This is a genomic window from Bacillus sp. AFS037270, assembly GCF_002585305.1.
Genome location: NZ_NUNF01000042.1, coordinates 85597 through 103286, shown reverse-complemented (window position 1 = coordinate 103286; position 17690 = coordinate 85597). Strand labels below are relative to the sequence as shown.

Sequence of the window (17690 nt, the reverse complement as noted above, 5' to 3'; positions counted from 1 at the left end):
TGTTTGTTGACGTTTTTGTTTGTTTAGTTTTCAAAGAACAATAACCATCTACTAATCTATCAATTAGCGACATTTGCTATTTTAACATAGCGTTTAAAACTTGTCAACTTCTAATGAGATGTTGTTAATTACTTAGCTCTCAAATCATTTCGTCGAAGCGACATTGATAATAATACTATCTTCATTCAAGATAGTCAACTATCTTTTTAGATATTTTTTAAAAAAATAAAACTCCTTATCTAATTCAAAACTAGAATAAACAACCTGGGTAATGAATTAGTTTTAAATAACCCATCACTGGTTAAAATATGGTAGTAAATATTTCTGAAGGAGATGTTGTATTAGTGAATATTAATGCCTATAAAAAAGATGAAGACAATCAAACCGTTGAACAGGAACAAATAGAAGATTTAAACCTGGAGGAAAGAGTACCAGAATTTGACGAAATAGGAACGGCCCTAAACGGTATATGATTTATTAATAAAAAACCCTTCGCACCAAGAGAATATCTCTTTTTGCAAAGGGGTCTTTTCTTATTTTTTAATTGCCTTTAAAACGATCGCCTCTCCCTGAAAAGATACTACTTGACTCTCTTCAATCGTAATTCTAAATTTATCCTTGATTCTTTCGGAAGCACTTATGAAATAATGGGTCAAATTTTTCTTTTCTTCCATAGGTAAATTCATTCGATTACACCAGGAATCAAAATAAAAGGTTTTTTCAAAACGATGCCATTCATTAATTTCGAAACCAGCAAACTCAAGCATACGAATCCACTCACTCTTCTTCCATGCCCTAAAATGACTGTAATCCCGCCATTTTTCTACTTTATTATAAAATTGATCATATTGATCGTCTTCTGGAACGACATTATCGTCTAACAAAAATTGTCCGCCTTGTTTTAGTATACGAAAAACTTCTTTAATAAACTCATTAATATTAGGAAAGTGGTGCGGAGCAATCCTGCACGTAACAACATCAAAAGAATCGTTCGAAAAAGGTAAGTCTTCAGCATCCCCTTTTACAAACTCAACATTTTGATTCCCATTTCCTTTTACGAATTTATCCGCAGCCAATAACATCTCCTGAGTTAAATCCACCGCGGTTACCCTCTTTACTAGCGGAGCAAACGCGTTAGCCGTATGGCCTCCACCCGTGGCAACATCAAGAAGTTCCTCTTTCCCTGTTACTTCGGCCATTTCTATTAATTTTTGCAAGTCCTTTCCATCTTTATGAATCCGACTACTCACATAAGATTCCGCACTTTTTCCAAATTGCTGCTGTACATCCTTTTTGAGATCCATCATTATCCCTCCGAGAAATTCCTTATATACACTAACTATAAGGCAGTATCTCAACGAAGAAAATTACAGTTTTTCAATATACTGTAATAAGAAATTCTTATCGAACAGGGATTTAATTAAGTTCAAGGACGACCGGACAATGGTCACTGCCCATTACATCGCAATGGATTTCAGCTTCTTTAAGTCTGTCCTTCAATGATTCTGAAACGATAAAATAGTCAATTCGCCAGCCAATATTTCGTTCCCGTACCTTGTTCATGTACGACCACCATGTATAGGCACCTTCCTGTTGTGGGTTAAAATGACGGAAGCTGTCTATGAACCCAGCGTCGAGCAGGGATGTCATTTTTCCTCGTTCTTCATCCGTAAATCCCGAGTTTCCAATATTTGATTTAGGATTGCGAAGATCGATCTCGTGATGGGCCACATTTAAATCTCCACAGAAAATGACTGGTTTCCTTTTATCTAAATCCATCAAGTGCTGAAGTATGCGGTCTTCCCATTCTAAGCGATAACCAATTCTTGCTAGATCTCTCTGTGAATTTGGGGTATAGACATTAACCAAGAAAAAGTCGGCAAATTCTAGAGTCAGAATTCTTCCCTCCTCTTCTCCATCGTCTTCTCCGACTCCATATCTAACAGACAGTGGTTCTTGCTTTGTAAAAACAGCTGTGCCTGAATAACCTTTCTTTTCAGCGTAATTCCAATATTGGTGATATCCAGCTAAGTCTAGACTAATTTGTCCTTCTTGTAGTTTGGTTTCCTGAACGCAGAATATATCCGCATTTACTTCCTGAAAATAATCTATAAACCCTTTTTTTACACACGCCCTTAGGCCATTTACATTCCAAGATACTAACTTCATATTGTCCATTCCCTCTCCCTAATTAATTTCTATATCTAAAACAATCAAATGTGTATTTAATAAGTCAGGTGCCATTTTACCAGTTTAGCACGCATAGGAAAAGAAATCCGAACGACCATTGTTTTCCAGCTATCAAAAAAGGCAGCCTGTCGCTGCCTATTTCATGGTACAAAATGTTTTTTTGTCAGTTCACCTGCAAATAGTTCCGATACGGGTACTATTTTTATATTCCGCTTTTTAAATTCATCAATTGCTTGAAAGATACCAATTGAACAAACCTTCCCTGTTACACCAACATGTCCGATGGCAATTCCTTTACCTTTTATTTCTGTTACCTTTGCCAGTCTGATCATTTGTTTTAGAACATAGGAGGATGAGGAGATATCATCAAGAAATACGTCTCGTTTTAAAAGTGGAACCCCTAGTTCCTTTGCAATCTCCGGAAATTTTGTTCCTGGACTTGTCCCGCTGTCGATAATAAATAAGTTCTTTTCCTTAGCAACTTCTACAATTATCCGAACGATTTCTTCGTTTTCGACCGCGCGCGAACCCATATGATTATTAAGACCTACCGCATATGGGACACTTTTTATGGCTTCCTCTACACGGTTCCTTACTTCCTCTTTCGAAAGATCCACTGTAATTGGTTTAGGACCTAACCATGATCTTTTCCCTCTCTTTGGTTCCATTGGTAAATGAACCATAACCTCAAAACCGTTTTTATGTGCCCATTCCGCATGGGCCTTAGAATTTTCCGTAAACGGCATAACAGCTGCTGTTATTGGAATGTCCCCTTCTAAAAAGTCACGGACACCACCGGTCCCCCCGCCAAAATCGTCGATGATAATGGCTGCCTTAAGTTCTTTTGCTTCCTTTTTATTTTCTGCGGCATTTGTATGAATAGGGAATAACAAGAATGGTATAAGCACGAGCACTAACTTTTTCATATAGCACCTCCAATTGATCGCTTCAAAGTTAATGTGCCCGTTTGTTTTTCCCTTTACTACTTTATAATGTCGTTTTCTGTTGCATAAAAAAAAGAGAGCGAATCCGCTCCCTTTGTCTTACCTACTCTTCATCATAAACCTTTACTTCAACCATTTTATCGCCATTTTTCATGTTTCTAACCGCTGCTAAGTCAGAAGTAACTTGTCCAAATACAGTATGAACACCATTTAAATGCGGCTGTGATTCATGAACGATAAAGAATTGGCTTCCGCCAGTGTTTCTGCCCGCATGTGCCATTGATAATGAACCAGGGATATGTTTATGTGGATTTCCTTCTGTTTCACAGTTGATCGTGTATCCAGGACCCCCCATCCCTGTTCCCGTCGGGTCGCCACCTTGTGATACGAAACCTGGGATTACACGGTGGAAAATAACACCATTATAAAAGCCTTCATTTGCTAACTTTTCAAAGTTTTCAACTGTTCCAGGTGCTTCGTTTGGAAATAGATCAAACTCAATTTTGTCGCCATTTTCCATTAATATGTATCCTTTTTTAGCCATGAAAAACACTCCTTTATGTAAAAATCATTATTATCATACACTTTTCTATCGAGAAAGGAAAGTTTAGCCACTAATATTTTCACTGCAGTTGTGGTATTATATAAGTACCCCCTCCGAACATTCGCTTGTTGCGGGACACTTAACCACTGTACGGACGGAGGGGGGTGGTGCCGCATTTGACGGCATCACGAAAGCCGAGACTGCGGTCTCGGCTTTTTGTTATTCACGAATTCCGTTTCCCATCCACTCATGAAATACCACAACAATAGTTAAAAAAATGCCATAACCAAAAAATGTGTAAAGATGGTTCCAGTCATCAGAATGTGTAAACAAGCCTAATAATTCGGCTAACCTTTCAAAAACCGGCATAAGCAAGCTAACTAAAAGGATGACCCCTGCTTTCCCCCACTTCGTTAACGGTGAAATACACCTTAATATTAGTAGTGTCATTAATGGAAGCACTACTAACGTAAACGCAAGATTAATCGTAAAAATCTTCTGGAACGGTCTTAGAGGAAAATGATAAAAATCTTTTCCGACAAAATATAAATCTAAATAAGTCCCTAGCAAAGATGCGAGCACCATACTGCCAAGTTCATATTTAAAAGGTAATCGCCTTTTTGGCAAGTGCTGCAAGTTCGAGTCGTTCGAGTGTTTTGCAATATTCATCTTTTATCCCCCCATCAATCATTTCTTCATCTTCTACTAAATAGTCCACCACATGCCAATCTGTAAACCAATCCCCTTTTTCTGCTTCATTATGACTTACATTTTTCCAAGCCATCTCTAACATCGGGCTAAAAATCCTTTTTGCCCCTGGCCTCAACTGACAGGATTTCAAGTGAAGCTGGTAAGGAAAGCCAGGTGTCCCTTCGTTCACACTATTAAAAATATGCGGCCAATAATCCTTCCTTGAACCCGTATGTTGATAGCTTTTCGCCCATTCAACTGCCTTTTGGTGGATCTCTTTATTTTTAAAAAGAATCTTATATAATCTCTTACCAAGTAAAATCCGTTCATTTAATGATTCAAACTGATGAAGTGTTTGTCCGGCCAAGTTCTTGTTTCCGTACGGAAAAAGAATATGATTAAATGAAAGCCAATCTTGAAGTAAAAATTCAAATTTGTTTAATACATCTTTTTGATACTGCGGATTTTGAACCACTCTTTTTTCTAGGTAGCTTTGTTCATTAATAACCAAGGCCATCGTAAGAATATACGTGTCATTGGTTCTCCAAAACTGATTCCAAATCGTTTCCATAAAAGTGGAGATATTTAAATAAGCAAATAAATGAAACAAGGGCTTACTTGATCTTAGGCTTTCTTCATAAAGTAAAAACTGAGGATAAACGTCTTGATAAATCAACCAGTTTCCCCGCTCTAAAAATTGAAAGAATAATTGACGATCTTTCTTCGTCATCAATCGGGGCAGGAATTCCCCTTTTAAATCGGTCATGTTCCAGCCGCCATTCCGGGAAACCATATGGCCGAGAAAAGCCCAGTGGATATCGGGATAGCGAAGATAAAAATCAAGATAGGCTTTCGTTCTCGTGACATTATTTAAATTATATTCCCTGGTTTTCTGCTTTATTTTATCTAGAAGAATCTCCTCACTCTTGGTAATCGGAGGCAGAGACAACAATGATTTACTCTTTTTCTTTAATTCTTCCGATATGATTTCAAGCGGAGGCCTCTCACGATTTCTGATAAAAAAAATGGCACATTACCTCCCTTACGAATTCTCCAGTATGGATGAGAATATGTATAGATAGATGAGAATTTGGGGAGAGGAATGTGAAGGTACGATGACTGATATAAAAAAAGGCATGGATTGGATTATTGAGATGCTTCGCAAAGACCAATCTCCCAACGGCTCTTGGGACTATCCATTCGAAACAGGCATATCCACAGACGCTTATATGATCATTTTATTACGGTCATTGGAATTACATGATGAAGAATTAATTCACGGGCTCTCAAAGAGAATTCTCAGCAAACAGGAGAAAAACGGGGCATGGAAGCTTTTTTATGATGAGGGAGAAGGTAATCTGACAGCCACTGTAGAAGCCTACTATGCTTTGTTATATTCGGGAAACTACCCTAAAAATGATAAACGCTTACTTGCAGCCAAACGATTCATACTTGCTAACGGTGGTATCGCACAAGTAAGCATGTTTACAAAAGTCATGCTTGCCATAACCGGACAGTACACCTGGCCTTCCTATTCTCCGCTTCCAATTGAACTGATCCTCCTGCCGCTGCATTTCCCGGTTAACTTTTATTCGTTTTCCGTTTTTGGCAGGGCTAATTTAACCCCCATCATGATTTTGGCCGATAAACAATTCACAATAAAAACAGACAAGAGCCCTGACCTTTCTGATTTACATCTAAACCGAGAGGCAGAAAGTCATTGGGACCGCTCAGATAACTATCGTTCCTTATTTTCTTTTATTAAGGACGGGGTTGAGAGCTTACTAGGGTTACCAAAACAACTTCATCAGCTAGCGATTGAGCGGGCAAAAAAGTATATGCTTGACCATCTTGAGCCGGATGGTACTTTTTACAGCTACTATAGCTCTACCTTTTTAATGATTTTTGCCCTATTATCGCTTGGCTATAAAAAAACAGACTCGGTCATTACAAAAGCAGTGGATGGAATTAAATCGATGAAGTGTGAAATTGATGGGTTCCCTCATATGCAATATACGACAGCAAATGTGTGGAACACCTCCTTAATTAGCTTTTGTTTACAAGCTGCAGGTGTTTCACCCGACAATCCCATGGTAATTCAGGCCAATCAATATTTGCTGGAGAAGCAGCATCGAAAATTTGGCGATTGGGTGATTCATAATCCGAAGACAATGCCTGGCGGCTGGGGCTTCTCCAATATCAATACCATTTTGCCAGATGTAGATGACACAACCGCCTCGCTTCGCTCTATTTATCGGATGACTCCTCCTGAAACTCAAAGTTGGGACCGCGCCGTTACATGGGTATTGTCGATGCAAAATGATGACGGAGGCTGGCCGGCATTTGAAAAAAACACGAACTCAAAACTGCTGCAATTTTTGCCTATTGAAAAAGGAGAATTTATCATCGCAGACCCGTCATGTGCCGATTTAACTGGGAGGACCCTCGAGTTTTTTGGTCAGTACACAAATTTATCCCGAGATCATACAGCCATTAAACAAGGGATCCATTGGCTATTGAGGAATCAGGAGAGGGATGGCTCCTGGTATGGAAGATGGGGGATTTGCTATCTTTATGGTACCTGGGCCGCAATCACAGGCCTTTTGGCAGTTGGTTTTTCAGTGCGGCATACCTCGATAGAAAAAGCGGTTCAATGGATTCTCGATAAACAAAATAAAGACGGAGGTTGGGGAGAGTCCTGTCATAGTGATAGTAAAAAAACCTATGTCCCGTTACCTGCAAGCACGTTAACACATACGGCCTGGGCTCTTGATGCTTTGATTTCCGTGTCAGATAAACCGACAACTGCTATTAAAAGAGGAATAACATATTTACTTAATAATCTAGAGAAAATTGATTGGACGACAGACTATCCTAAAGGGCAAGGTATGGCAGGTGCGTTTTATATTCATTATCACAGCTACCGATATATCTTTCCGCTCATGGCGTTAGCGCATTATCATAAAAAATTCGAATGAGATACTACATCGACGGAGAATCTTCCCCGTCGATTTTATTCTATCTCTAGGAGCTGACGGTAGATATCCACAATATCGTTCAACTTCATTCTAACCAAACCACTGGACGAAGGTGCGACAAAATCGATTACCTCCGGGACAACCGACTCTATTTGTTTTCCCCAGGGAGCCGACTTTCGACCGCTGTATTCTTGATAGACTCCCTTACCAACAAAACAAACCACTTTGGGCCGATACCGCTCAATTTTTCGTTTCAGTATCTCTCTTCCCTCTCTGTACTCTTCCTTTGTAATTTCATCTGCTGCCTTCGTTGGTCTCTCGACTATATTGGTAAATCCATATCCAAACTCTAATAACTGGGCATCTTCTGCTGCATTATATTTACGCTCTGTTAGTCCAGCTTCATATAAAATCTTCCAAAATCGATTGTTAGGGTTGGCGTAATGGTGTCCAAGTTCACTAGAGCGAATACTTGGATTAAAACCGACAAATAAAATCTTTAAATTCTCTGCTAAATGATCATCAACCGGATTCACCTTTTTCCTCCTCTATCCTTTTTATTTTATTTTACCCATTTTCATTTTGTTTTCTGTTTACATGCTAACCCGACGGTACGATGTAATAATCGTTGCCAGCATACCAATAATGGAGATGATTAACAATGAATATAAAAGTCTGGCATCCTGTAAGAGAAAAAGGCCTGTTAAAATAATCACTGCATCAAGAGTAACCATAATGACTCCAACATTCACCTTTGTCCATTTTGCGATTAAAAGGGCAAGTAAGTCCATTCCGCCTGGACTTATATGATTACGCAGCATCACCCCTACACCCACTCCAATAATGATCGCTCCGATAATCACACTACTGATAATTGGTAAGTTCATTAATCCGTTTAATGGGAGTAATAACTCAATCAGGCAGCCAGAAAAAACCGCGCCAAGTATTCCATTGTAGAAATAAATTGGGTCCTTTTTAAGAGCAAATAGATAAATAGGAATATTTAGCAGGATAAACATAAGACCTACTTTCAATCCCCATACGTAATTTAATAATAGGCTGATGCCAAATATTCCCCCATTTATTAAATGAAACGGCAGAATAAACATATTAATTCCCACGCTAATCATCGTGCTTCCGAATCCGATAACCGCTAATTTTTTCAGCATCTCATCATTCCTTGTCCAATTACTTTATTACCACTTATATGATAAAAAAATGGACTTCATTCAACTAGAAATACCGGGATTCGAATAAAAAAAAACAGAACCATGATAGACCCTGTTTTTAAGCGGTTGCCGTAGGGTGTTTTTTTGAATTACGCATTCCCTTGCCGAGCGAAACCAATATCGTAATAATCGGTAATACCCATAAAAATAATGCATATGGCAAATATTCGAACATCGGAATGCCTACAATTGTACTGCACATAATCGCAAGCACGCTCCATGGGACAATCCCAGGAAATAGCATAGTCGAATCGCCCATCACTCTAGCTAACTCTTCCTTTCCATAATAATGGGACCAATGTGGGAGAAACGATCTCCCCGTTAAAATAATCGGAAGGGTCTGATTGGCAGCAATTAACGTAATGATTAGGGTTGCCATGAGTGTTTTCAAGGTATCTACAAGCAAACTGTGCGATGACTCCAGCCATTTATCCAAATAAGGCTGAATAACATTTAGTTTTTCCAAAAGGCCATTATATGCCCCTGCTAGGGCTAAAAACAACAGCAATTGGTACATATGAATGAAACCGCCGCCTAGGCCATCAATGCCATGCCAAAAAGCTGCTGCAAGTGTTGTCCATGAAGTCCCATTGACGAACGAGATGACAACTGCTGATAGAATACTAGATAAGAACGCATATATGATACTCATTCTAAAAAGAACAAACACGATTAGGGTGATTGGTGGAATAAACCTTGCCGGTGAGAGCTCACTCCAGATCAAATGATCGCTTGTTAAGGACGCCTTGCTGGCAAACTGTGCGTCCACTACGCCATAAAAACATAGACAAAAAAGAATGGCCGTAATGGTTGTCATAAACATTGCTTTCCCTTGCCTTTTTACTGGTACTTCGACCGTGTGGGCCAGTAATTGATGTGCGCTGGAGAAAGGTGATGTTCTGTCTCCGACAAAAGCCCCTGAAACTAATGCTCCCGCTACGATGGGAAGAGGGAGCTGAAGTACCGCGGCTGTCCCTAATAGCGGAACCCCAATTGCACTTAGTGTCCCGATCGTCGTACCAAGCAGCATGGAGAAAATCATGCTAATAAAGAAGGATAGAATAAAAAAATGGTGTGGATGGATAAGATCCAATGCAATCTTGACCATTTGCTCAATCGTTCCTGATAAGTACCAGGAAGGCAGCAAGAAACTGACTAAAAATAAAATGATGATGACAATTCTTGTTTTATTGACACCTATGAAACTAATTTTTATTGATTCTCTAATAGAGACAGTCCTTTTTAATGAGAGTAAAAATAAAACAAGATATCCAGGAAGAAAACCTATTACCAGTGGCTGGTGATAGATGACGGACAAGAAAACCCCGATTATAGTGATAAGGAGAAGAAACAGGACCTGTGTAAAAGAAAACTTTACTGTCATATAAAACCCACCTTTAGAAGTAAGAACACTCCTCATTATAAGGAAAATTTCGTACTTCGAAAAGTCTATCTCAAAAAAGGAGATCCCTATACAAGACAGCTGCGTCACCTCCATTAGATAGCTCTATATCATCTCTAACGTAAGTGTATTGTCATTGATTTCTACAAATGAAAACAAACTCCCCAGAAGATTCCAGAGGAGTTCGTTTTTTTTAGATTACTTCATCCAATTGCGCATAAAGCTGGTCGCGCAGCTTTTCAATTACATCTATTTCCATAAATATTTTCTGCATTAATTCGAGCTTACTTTCCATTTCGAGCTTTTGTTTTAGATTAGAAATGTCACGTTCAATTTGCTCTATTTCTTTCTCGATTTCTTCTGTTTTATTCCTATCCACCTGTATTCCTTTTTGCGGTATTTGCTTTTCTACTACGCTCTTCGAAACGGCCGGTTTGTTTCCTCTCTCCTCCAACTTTCCTTTTGCCCAATCATAATTTCCGGCAAAGCAGTGAAGACACCCTTTTTGGAGCCAATAGATTTTATTAAATAGTTTATTTAAAAAGAATCTGTCATGGGAAACAGCTAATATCGAACCATTAAACTGTTCAAGAGCTTCCTCGAGGACCTCGCATGAATCAATATCAAGATGGTTCGTTGGTTCATCCAAGATAAGCAAATTTATATCTTGATACATCAATTGTGCCAGCCGTAAACGCATCCTCTCACCGCCACTCAACTGATTTACCTTACGAAATACAGCAGGTCCGTAAAATAAAAACTTGGCTAAAATATGGCGGGCCTCACCTTCGTTTACTACTACCTCAGAGCGAAAAACATCAATGACTTGTTCATCAGCGATATCCTGGAATACATGCTGAGATAAATAACCCATTTTAACATTACTTCCAACTTTAACAATCCCTTTATCTGCTTCAACTTCTTTAAGGATCATTTTTAAAAGAGTGGATTTACCAGTGCCATTTTCGCCAACAATGGCGGTTCTGTCCTTATATTGGACCAACATATTCACTTCGTCGAACAAATTCCGGGTGCCAAAGGACTTTGAAACGCCTTCTAGGACAATGACATCTTTCCCACTTCGGTCACCTGCTTCAAAATCAATCGCCATTTTTTTGACGTCAATCTTAGGACGTTCTAGTTTTTCAATTCGGTCAAGGGCACGCTGCATGTTGGTGGCTCTCTTATGAAGCGCCGCACTTGGCGGATTGGAACGGTTCGCCCAATCTCGAAGACGCTTGATGGCTTCTTTCATCTTTTTAATTTTTTTCTGCTGCTCTTGATATTCTTGAAATTCTCGTAATAATCGTTCTTCTTTTTCTTTTACATAACCACTAAAATTCGTATGATATAAATCAACTTCGCCGTCTTCCATTTCCAGTACCTTTGTCACTACCTCGTCTAAAAAGTAACGATCATGCGAAATCAGGACCATCGTTCCTTTATAGTCCTTCAGGTAGGACCCCATCCATTCAATCGCCTTTAAATCAAGGTGGTTAGTCGGTTCATCCAAAAGCAAGAGTTCAGGATTTTTTAACAAACAAAGGCCAAGACCCACTTTAGTCTTCTCGCCGCCGCTTAGTCCATCGAAGGGCTGATCAAGCAAACTCGTAATATTTAATCCACTCGCAATCCGGTCTAATTGCGCTTCTACTTCATATCCGCCATTTAAAATAAACTCATCCTGAAGTTTGCCATATTGGTCCATAAGTCTTTGTAAGTCGATGGGTGCAAGCTCCTGAGCCATTTCAAGCTCCATTTCCTGAAGCTTTAATTCTGTTTGAGTTAATTGCTCAAAGGCCGTTTTAAGAACTTCCTTAACCATTAAACCTTTAAAATTAGGGATTTGTGCTAGATAACCAATCTCAAGTCCTTTTTTCCAATGAATTACTCCCTCGTCTACCGGTTCTTGATTCGCAATCAGCTTAATTAAAGTCGTTTTTCCGCCGCCGTTCCGTCCAACTAAACCAATCCGGCTCCCTTGATGTATTTCAAAGGATAGGTCTTTAAATATCGTATTGCCGCCATATGATTTTGATATATGATTTACACTACAAATGATCATGTTCATTCTCCTTAAAAAATTAAGATGAACATCTCTATTACGCAAAATAAGCCACGGGCATCTTTTTTCCCCGCAGCTGAAAAATTGGGCATGAAAAAAGAGGACACCTGATGCACCTCCTCTACATGCCTATTTTAATGGGTAAAGAGATGTGTTATCGTTCTAGTTTCCATATGCAGTTTCGAAAAAAGGGCAGACTCTCCCCTCGGAAAACTACTTCATGAAAAATTGCACGATAAATAGTTAGCGCTTCAAGCCACTGTAAGCGTGCAAAAATAGAACGTTTCATCTCTTCCCCACCTCCGTTTCCAAACAAGTTACTTATATTGTAAATATTTGAAGAAGCATTTGCAAGCCTACTTTATCTGACTTGTCAAAAAATTTGACATTCACCTTAGTGAAGGTATCTTTTCCTTGAGCTAAACCTTCTACGATAAACATACTTCCGTAAATCATCCTCCTTTAAATTATCATCATATATTAAGAACAATAATGATTGTAACTCCGGAAAATGCTCCATGACGAAAAGGGCGAACTCCTTCCGTTCGCCCTTTACTTTTATTTTAAAATCGTCCTGGTTCACTATTTCCTTCAACAACTTCTCATAATAAGCCATTGTATCTTCCCACTTTTCTTTGCGATTCTCCAAAATATCACGGGCAAACTCCGGTAATTTGTCGATAACCAGATCAAGATATCCTTCTGACCACATGACCATTTTATCTTTTTCGGGCAGCTCAAACACCATATTCATAAGATCTAGGTCATCTCCTGGACTACTGGCTGCATGTTTCCCGACCCGATTCATTTTGTTCACCTCTTGGTTGTTGGGTTATGCTTCACTGCTCAAAGTATTTTCGATGTCATAATTCTTTTTCTTACTGTCTATCCAAGTCTGATATTCAGAATCCACTTTTTGGTCGAATAGGGTTTCCTTTATTTCAGCTTTGCTTGCCTCATAGTTTGCTGCTTGTGCTGCTTTTTTATCCTCCACTTTTATGATGTGGTACCCATATTCTGTTTTAACCGGATCACTAATTTTGTTTACTGGTAAGGTGAAAGCAACGTTATCAAATTCTGTTACCATTGTTCCTTTCGCAAAATAGCCAAGCTCCCCGCCATTGTCTTTTGTGCTTTCATCGGTTGAATATTTTTTGGCTAGTGTCGCGAAATCTTCACCATTATCGAGTTTTTGTTTGATTTCCTTTGCCGTTTTCTCATCTGCGACAAGTATGTGACTGGCTTTTACTTGCTCTGCGGTAGCATAAGAATCTTTGTTTTCCTCAAAATAGGTTTTCATTTCGTCTTCAGTGATTTTGATTTCAGGTTCAAGTAGTTTCTTAATTAGCAGGTAATTCTTTACATCATTTTTAAGTGCTGTAAGAGTGGTATTGTTGTCTACGAGTGCCTGATTAAAGGCATCCTCTCCACCGTACTGTTCTTTTAATTTGTCAATTTCACTATTAATTGTACTATTAGAAACCGTAATCTTTTTCTTTTCTGCCTCTGCCTCTACAATTTTATCATTGATCATTTGGTCAACCGTGTCCGAACCATACTGTTTAACCAATTTTGTGTACAGTTCATCCTTCGTAATTTTTTCACCATTAATGGTTGCCACAGCATTATTCTGGTTTAAGGTAAAAGTTAGAAACACTCCTGCTGCGATTATGAACGCAAGTAATAGAGCGCTCAATAGTTTATTTTTTTTTATCCAAGCCATTACTTTACCTTCATCCTTCCGAGTTTGCTGTAATTTTTGCATTTAATGTAATCAGTTTTCCATCGCGGTACACCCTAAATTTGATAGTGTCACCAATTTGCACTTTGGAGTATAAATACTTTCTTAGTTCTGATGAATTAGCAATTTGAGTTCCATTCATTGACACAATGATATCCTTTGGCTCGAAACCTGCCTTTCCAGCTGCAGAATTAGAATCAATATTCATTACTAAAACACCTTTAGTCACATTCTGAGGGAGATTTTGATAGTACATCTGTGATACTTGGTCTAAGTCTGCTAGGCCGACACCTAGGTATGGACGATTAATTTTTCCATTTTTAATTAATTGGTTCACAATAGGGATAAAATCGTTACTTGGGATCGCGAAGCCTAACCCTTCTACCCCGGTTTCAGATATTTTCAAACTGTTAATACCAATTACTTGACCTTGCGTATTAATTAAGGCACCACCGCTGTTTCCAGGATTAATCGCGGCATCTGTTTGAATAACATTTGTATCCCAATTTCCTGCAGAGGTTGAGACGGAAATAGTACGGTTAGTGGCACTAACAATTCCTTGTGTTACCGTTCTAGATAAATCAACCCCGAGCGGATTACCAATCGCATAAACTTGGTCACCAGGTCTCAATGTTGATGAGTCTCCGAAATTAGCTGTAGTAGTAACATACTTTGCATCAATTTTTAAAACGGCTAAATCTGTTAAAGCATCTGTTCCAACCACTTCTGCAGTTGTCTTTTGACCATCATATAATGAAATCTCTAACTTAGAGGCCCCTTCAACCACATGATTATTAGTAACAATATAGGCTATTGTTTTATTTTTTTGAAAAATAACACCAGAACCGGAGCCGCTTTCCACACTTTGTGAAGAGTCAGAGTCAGAATTAGAATCAGAAAAAGAATTAGAGTTGCCCCATAAATCCGTCGTTTGCTGCTGCTGTTGCTGATAATTTACAATCCCAACAATCGCTTTGGATAGCTTTTCAACCGTGTCGGCAACGGAATTAGTAGAAACGGCCGTTGGCTGCGCGGTTACTGTTTTAACAGCATTACTACTAATAGGACTGCTTACCTCTTGATTTTGGCTATTTTGATTAAAGTTGTTCATATAATCGGTATGAGGCAAGACAGCTAAGGTTAAGACGGATCCAATTACACCTGCTGCGATGGTTGATACAAATCCCGTTACCTTACGCTTTTTCGTTCCCGGCTGATTATTGGAACGTGATTGTTCACCCATAGGAGGAGCAGCCATTTCATCAGGAATCTTTGTCTCCTTGAAGTCCTCAAATTCTCCGACATTGCTTGATTCTACTGAGAAAGTTTCATCTACAGCATTCACACTATTTTTCGAATGGCTTTCGTCCTTCATTTTTTCAAGAGAAATTTCTTCAGAATTTGTATTATTCTTCATCTCAGAAGAGTTTGGTAGATAGTTTTCGCCGAATTCATTTTCATTTTTGAAGTCCATCTTAATCGATCTCCTTTAATCTATTTCTTATCTTGTCTATACTTTAACTCACAAATCTTAACAAATTATTAACAAACTTTAACGAGTTTAAGAAAAAATGTAGAAAAAATGAAAAAGCTGCAGGTTAGCCCGCAGCTTTTTCCAATAATTATTCGTTTTTCAATCGAATCGTAAATTTTGTTCCTTGTCCTTCTTCACTTGTAACGTCAATTTCACCGTTATGAAGCAGAACTAATTGTTTAACAATCGAAAGACCTAATCCAAATTCACCATATGGGGTGCTCGTTCTAGAGATATCTGCTTTATAAAAACGACGCCAGATGTTTTCAATTTCATTGGAATCAATGCCAATTCCCGTATCTTCCACTTCAATAATCGTGGCATTAGCTTCTTTTCTGCCGCGCAGCCATATAGTCCCGTCGGAGGTGAACTGAATACTATTCTTCGTGATATTGATTAAAATCTGAATAAGCCGGTCATAATCAGCCAGTACCATAATCTCCGGTTCAGCCTCAACAATAATTTGGTTGTTTTTCTCCTCCGCCAGCATATTCAACTGATCTTGGATAATTTCAAGCACTTCTAATAATTGTATCTCTTCTTTAAATAATGTAATTTGATTAGAGCGTATTTTTTCAAAATCTAGGTTTTCATTGACAAGACGAATCAGTCTTTTTGCCTCTTGACTGACTAAATTAATCCCGCGTTCCTTATCTCCTTCAGGAATCATATCATTTTTCAGGCCTTCAATCACGCCACTTATCGTCGTTAACGGTGTACGCATTTCATGAGAAACATCTGCCATGAACTGACGCCTTCTGTTTTCAAGGCTTTCAATTTCTAACATCGATTGATTTATCTTATTTACCATATGATTAAAATCATTAGCCAACTCACCAATTTCATCAAAATTAGAAGAATTCACTTTTACATTATAATTTCCCACTGAAACTTGTGATGTTGCTTCACGGAGCCGCTTGATCCGGTGAACATGGATCCTAGATAAAAACCAGCTTTGTAAAAAGGAGACAGCAAAGGCGATTAAAATCGTATACAGTAAATACTTATTCAGCTGCTGAATCATCTTACTTGAACCGCTAATGGGCGAGGTTAATAGTACTCCGCCAAAAAATCTTCCGTTTTCTGTATATGGTAAAACAACAAAGGTGACCCCCTCTTGCCCAAATCGTTTAAAATCGCTTTGAACAATTAATGTCTTCCCCTTCGTTACTTTATCCCATTCCTTCTCACTTAAATTTTTAATGGCAGGACCATGTTTATTAACTAAATAGAGTTGTCCATGCTGGTCGAACATACTAAAACTCATTTTTCTCGCTGCCAATACATTGCTGTATTGATTTAGCACATCGTCTGAGTCTAGAGGTGATGCCTCCTTTAAATCGGATAAAATTGCTTTTCCATAAGAAATGAGTTCATCTGATTTATTTTCATAGATTAGGTTTTCGACATAATGAGCAAATAGTATACTTAACAATAAAAACGCAACAATGATAATACTAATATGACTAAAAAACTGCTGATAAAAGTACTTAAACTTCATCTGTTTTAACTGCATCATCGAATTTATATCCTACTCCCCAAACGGTATGGAAGAAAGGCTGTGACGTTGTTTCCACCTTTTTTCTCAGACGTTTGATGTGAACATCAACCGTCCGCTCGTCACCGTAAAACTGATATCCCCATACACGCTCTAGTAATTGTTCACGAGAGAATACCTGACGAGGATGTTCCACCATATAAGAAAGTAAGTCAAACTCTTTCGGTGTTAAGTTTGTCACCTGTGTTTCATCTACAAATACTTCTCTCGTTATTTTATTAACCTTAAAACGGTCCGTTTTTATTACGTTGTCTTGGTCTTTATGCTCTTGGTTCTGTACTCTGCGTGTTACGGCTTTAATTCTAGCCATCAAGGTTAGCGGACTAAATGGCTTCGTTACATAATCATCAGCCCCCATCTCTAGACCGAGTACCTGGTCTGATTCACTATCCTTCGCAGTTAACATAATAATTGGAACAGTAAACTTCTCATCACGGATTTTCCGGCAAATCGTTACGCCATCCATGCCTGGAAGCATCCAGTCAATAATAAGAGCATCCCAAGTTCCATTTTTAAAGCGAATGTACCCCTCTAACCCGTCGTTTACAAATTCTCCTTCAATGCCTTCCTTTGCAAAAAACATTTCAATCATCGAGCAGACACTTTTATTATCTTCAATCACTAATATTTTCACAATCACTCATCCCCTAGCAAAAAAACTCTTTCTTCTTAGTTTATACGAAATTTTTTGCATATCAAACCCTCTGCAACATAATTACATTTTAATTAAGAGTTTGTTCATAGTTTATTAATATTTAAGCTTTTTCCAGAACAAAAGCGCAAGCGCCTTGAACAGCCCCGACAAGCATAAGACG

General features: G+C 38.5%; 18 protein-coding genes. 2 read left to right on the top strand and 16 right to left on the bottom strand.

Annotated elements, in window-relative coordinates; translation table 11 throughout:
• Window positions 1–344 precede the first annotated feature (344 nt).
• Window positions 345–473 carry a hypothetical protein gene (locus COD92_RS32955; RefSeq protein ID WP_255286603.1) on the top strand — a complete coding sequence of 43 codons (129 nt, stop codon included), beginning with the start codon at window positions 345–347 and terminating at the stop codon, window positions 471–473.
• A 60-nt stretch (window positions 474–533) separates the two neighbouring features.
• On the opposite strand, the gene COD92_RS20925 is transcribed toward COD92_RS32955, so the two are convergent.
• The 6 genes from COD92_RS20925 to COD92_RS20900 all read right to left on the bottom strand — a co-directional run bounded on the left by COD92_RS20925 (window position 534) and on the right by COD92_RS20900 (window position 5386).
• A complete protein-coding gene (locus COD92_RS20925; RefSeq protein WP_098529141.1) occupies window positions 534–1304 on the bottom strand; it encodes a class I SAM-dependent methyltransferase in 771 nt (256 codons plus the stop codon).
• Between the two features lie 112 nt (window positions 1305–1416).
• A complete protein-coding gene (locus tag COD92_RS20920) occupies window positions 1417–2169 on the bottom strand; it encodes an exodeoxyribonuclease III (RefSeq protein ID WP_098529439.1) in 753 nt (250 codons plus the stop codon).
• A gap of 161 nt (window positions 2170–2330) precedes the next feature.
• On the bottom strand, window positions 2331–3116 hold the full coding sequence (locus COD92_RS20915) for a divergent polysaccharide deacetylase family protein (protein ID WP_098529143.1): 786 nt from the start codon (window positions 3114–3116) through the stop codon (window positions 2331–2333).
• Window positions 3117–3237: 121 nt separating this feature from the next.
• Window positions 3238–3678, bottom strand: a complete 441-nt coding sequence (locus tag COD92_RS20910; RefSeq protein WP_098529145.1) for a peptidylprolyl isomerase — start codon at window positions 3676–3678, stop codon at window positions 3238–3240.
• A 219-nt stretch (window positions 3679–3897) separates the two neighbouring features.
• Window positions 3898–4347 carry a CBO0543 family protein gene (locus tag COD92_RS20905; protein ID WP_255286604.1) on the bottom strand — a complete coding sequence of 150 codons (450 nt, stop codon included), beginning with the start codon at window positions 4345–4347 and terminating at the stop codon, window positions 3898–3900.
• Window positions 4280–5386, bottom strand: coding sequence for a DUF2515 domain-containing protein (locus COD92_RS20900; RefSeq protein WP_098529149.1), 1107 nt, complete (start codon window positions 5384–5386; stop codon window positions 4280–4282). Before COD92_RS20900 ends, COD92_RS20905 begins: the two co-directional genes overlap by 68 nt.
• Before the next feature lie 97 nt (window positions 5387–5483).
• Here COD92_RS20900 and shc point away from each other — a divergent pair, with 97 nt between their 5' ends.
• Window positions 5484–7346, top strand: a complete 1863-nt coding sequence (gene shc / locus COD92_RS20895; protein WP_176541141.1) for a squalene--hopene cyclase — start codon at window positions 5484–5486, stop codon at window positions 7344–7346.
• Between the two features lie 35 nt (window positions 7347–7381).
• Here the strand turns inward: shc and mug are convergent, their stop codons facing one another.
• From mug to COD92_RS20845, 10 genes are all read right to left on the bottom strand, one after another.
• Window positions 7382–7882, bottom strand: coding sequence for a G/U mismatch-specific DNA glycosylase (mug, locus tag COD92_RS20890; protein ID WP_098529153.1), 501 nt, complete (start codon window positions 7880–7882; stop codon window positions 7382–7384).
• Window positions 7883–7939: 57 nt separating this feature from the next.
• The gene (locus COD92_RS20885; protein WP_098529155.1) at window positions 7940–8515 is read right to left on the bottom strand and encodes a YitT family protein; all 576 of its coding nucleotides are present in this window, start codon (window positions 8513–8515) and stop codon (window positions 7940–7942) included.
• 118 nt (window positions 8516–8633) lie between these two features.
• Window positions 8634–9959, bottom strand: a complete 1326-nt coding sequence (locus COD92_RS20880) for a Na+/H+ antiporter NhaC family protein (protein WP_255286605.1) — start codon at window positions 9957–9959, stop codon at window positions 8634–8636.
• Window positions 9960–10170: 211 nt separating this feature from the next.
• The gene (abc-f, locus tag COD92_RS20875; protein WP_098529157.1) at window positions 10171–12042 is read right to left on the bottom strand and encodes a ribosomal protection-like ABC-F family protein; all 1872 of its coding nucleotides are present in this window, start codon (window positions 12040–12042) and stop codon (window positions 10171–10173) included.
• 154 nt (window positions 12043–12196) lie between these two features.
• Complete coding sequence (locus tag COD92_RS33190; protein WP_098529159.1) at window positions 12197–12331, bottom strand: RAxF-45 family protein; 135 nt, start codon at window positions 12329–12331, stop codon at window positions 12197–12199.
• A gap of 105 nt (window positions 12332–12436) precedes the next feature.
• Entirely contained in the window at window positions 12437–12850 is a 414-nt protein-coding gene (locus COD92_RS20865) for a hypothetical protein (protein ID WP_098529161.1), read from the bottom strand.
• A gap of 24 nt (window positions 12851–12874) precedes the next feature.
• Complete coding sequence (locus COD92_RS20860; protein WP_098529443.1) at window positions 12875–13765, bottom strand: peptidylprolyl isomerase; 891 nt, start codon at window positions 13763–13765, stop codon at window positions 12875–12877.
• A 10-nt stretch (window positions 13766–13775) separates the two neighbouring features.
• Window positions 13776–15257 (bottom strand): S1C family serine protease, encoded by a 1482-nt coding sequence (locus COD92_RS20855; protein WP_098529163.1) that lies wholly within the window; start codon window positions 15255–15257, stop codon window positions 13776–13778.
• A gap of 148 nt (window positions 15258–15405) precedes the next feature.
• Window positions 15406–16836: a sensor histidine kinase gene (locus COD92_RS20850; RefSeq protein ID WP_098529165.1), complete on the bottom strand. Its 1431-nt coding sequence runs from the start codon at window positions 16834–16836 to the stop codon at window positions 15406–15408.
• On the bottom strand, window positions 16808–17509 hold the full coding sequence (locus COD92_RS20845) for a response regulator transcription factor (RefSeq protein WP_098529167.1): 702 nt from the start codon (window positions 17507–17509) through the stop codon (window positions 16808–16810). Before COD92_RS20845 ends, COD92_RS20850 begins: the two co-directional genes overlap by 29 nt.
• Between the last annotated feature and the right edge of the window lie 181 nt (window positions 17510–17690).

Bases quoted from the DNA above. Each gene is read 5' to 3' on its own strand.
- COD92_RS20925 (WP_098529141.1), bottom strand. From the start codon at position 1,304: ATGGATCTCAAAAAGGATGTACAGCAGCAATTTGGAAAAAGTGCGGAA.
- COD92_RS20920 (WP_098529439.1), bottom strand. From the start codon at position 2,169: ATGAAGTTAGTATCTTGGAATGTAAATGGCCTAAGGGCGTGTGTAAAA.
- COD92_RS20915 (WP_098529143.1), bottom strand. From the start codon at position 3,116: ATGAAAAAGTTAGTGCTCGTGCTTATACCATTCTTGTTATTCCCTATT.
- COD92_RS20910 (WP_098529145.1), bottom strand. From the start codon at position 3,678: ATGGCTAAAAAAGGATACATATTAATGGAAAATGGCGACAAAATTGAG.
- COD92_RS20905 (WP_255286604.1), bottom strand. From the start codon at position 4,347: ATGAATATTGCAAAACACTCGAACGACTCGAACTTGCAGCACTTGCCA.
- shc (WP_176541141.1), top strand. From the start codon at position 5,484: ATGACTGATATAAAAAAAGGCATGGATTGGATTATTGAGATGCTTCGC.
- COD92_RS20885 (WP_098529155.1), bottom strand. From the start codon at position 8,515: ATGCTGAAAAAATTAGCGGTTATCGGATTCGGAAGCACGATGATTAGC.
- COD92_RS20880 (WP_255286605.1), bottom strand. From the start codon at position 9,959: ATGACAGTAAAGTTTTCTTTTACACAGGTCCTGTTTCTTCTCCTTATC.
- abc-f (WP_098529157.1), bottom strand. From the start codon at position 12,042: ATGATCATTTGTAGTGTAAATCATATATCAAAATCATATGGCGGCAAT.
- COD92_RS33190 (WP_098529159.1), bottom strand. From the start codon at position 12,331: ATGAAACGTTCTATTTTTGCACGCTTACAGTGGCTTGAAGCGCTAACT.
- COD92_RS20865 (WP_098529161.1), bottom strand. From the start codon at position 12,850: ATGAATCGGGTCGGGAAACATGCAGCCAGTAGTCCAGGAGATGACCTA.
- COD92_RS20860 (WP_098529443.1), bottom strand. From the start codon at position 13,765: ATGGCTTGGATAAAAAAAAATAAACTATTGAGCGCTCTATTACTTGCG.
- COD92_RS20855 (WP_098529163.1), bottom strand. From the start codon at position 15,257: ATGGACTTCAAAAATGAAAATGAATTCGGCGAAAACTATCTACCAAAC.
- COD92_RS20850 (WP_098529165.1), bottom strand. From the start codon at position 16,836: ATGATGCAGTTAAAACAGATGAAGTTTAAGTACTTTTATCAGCAGTTT.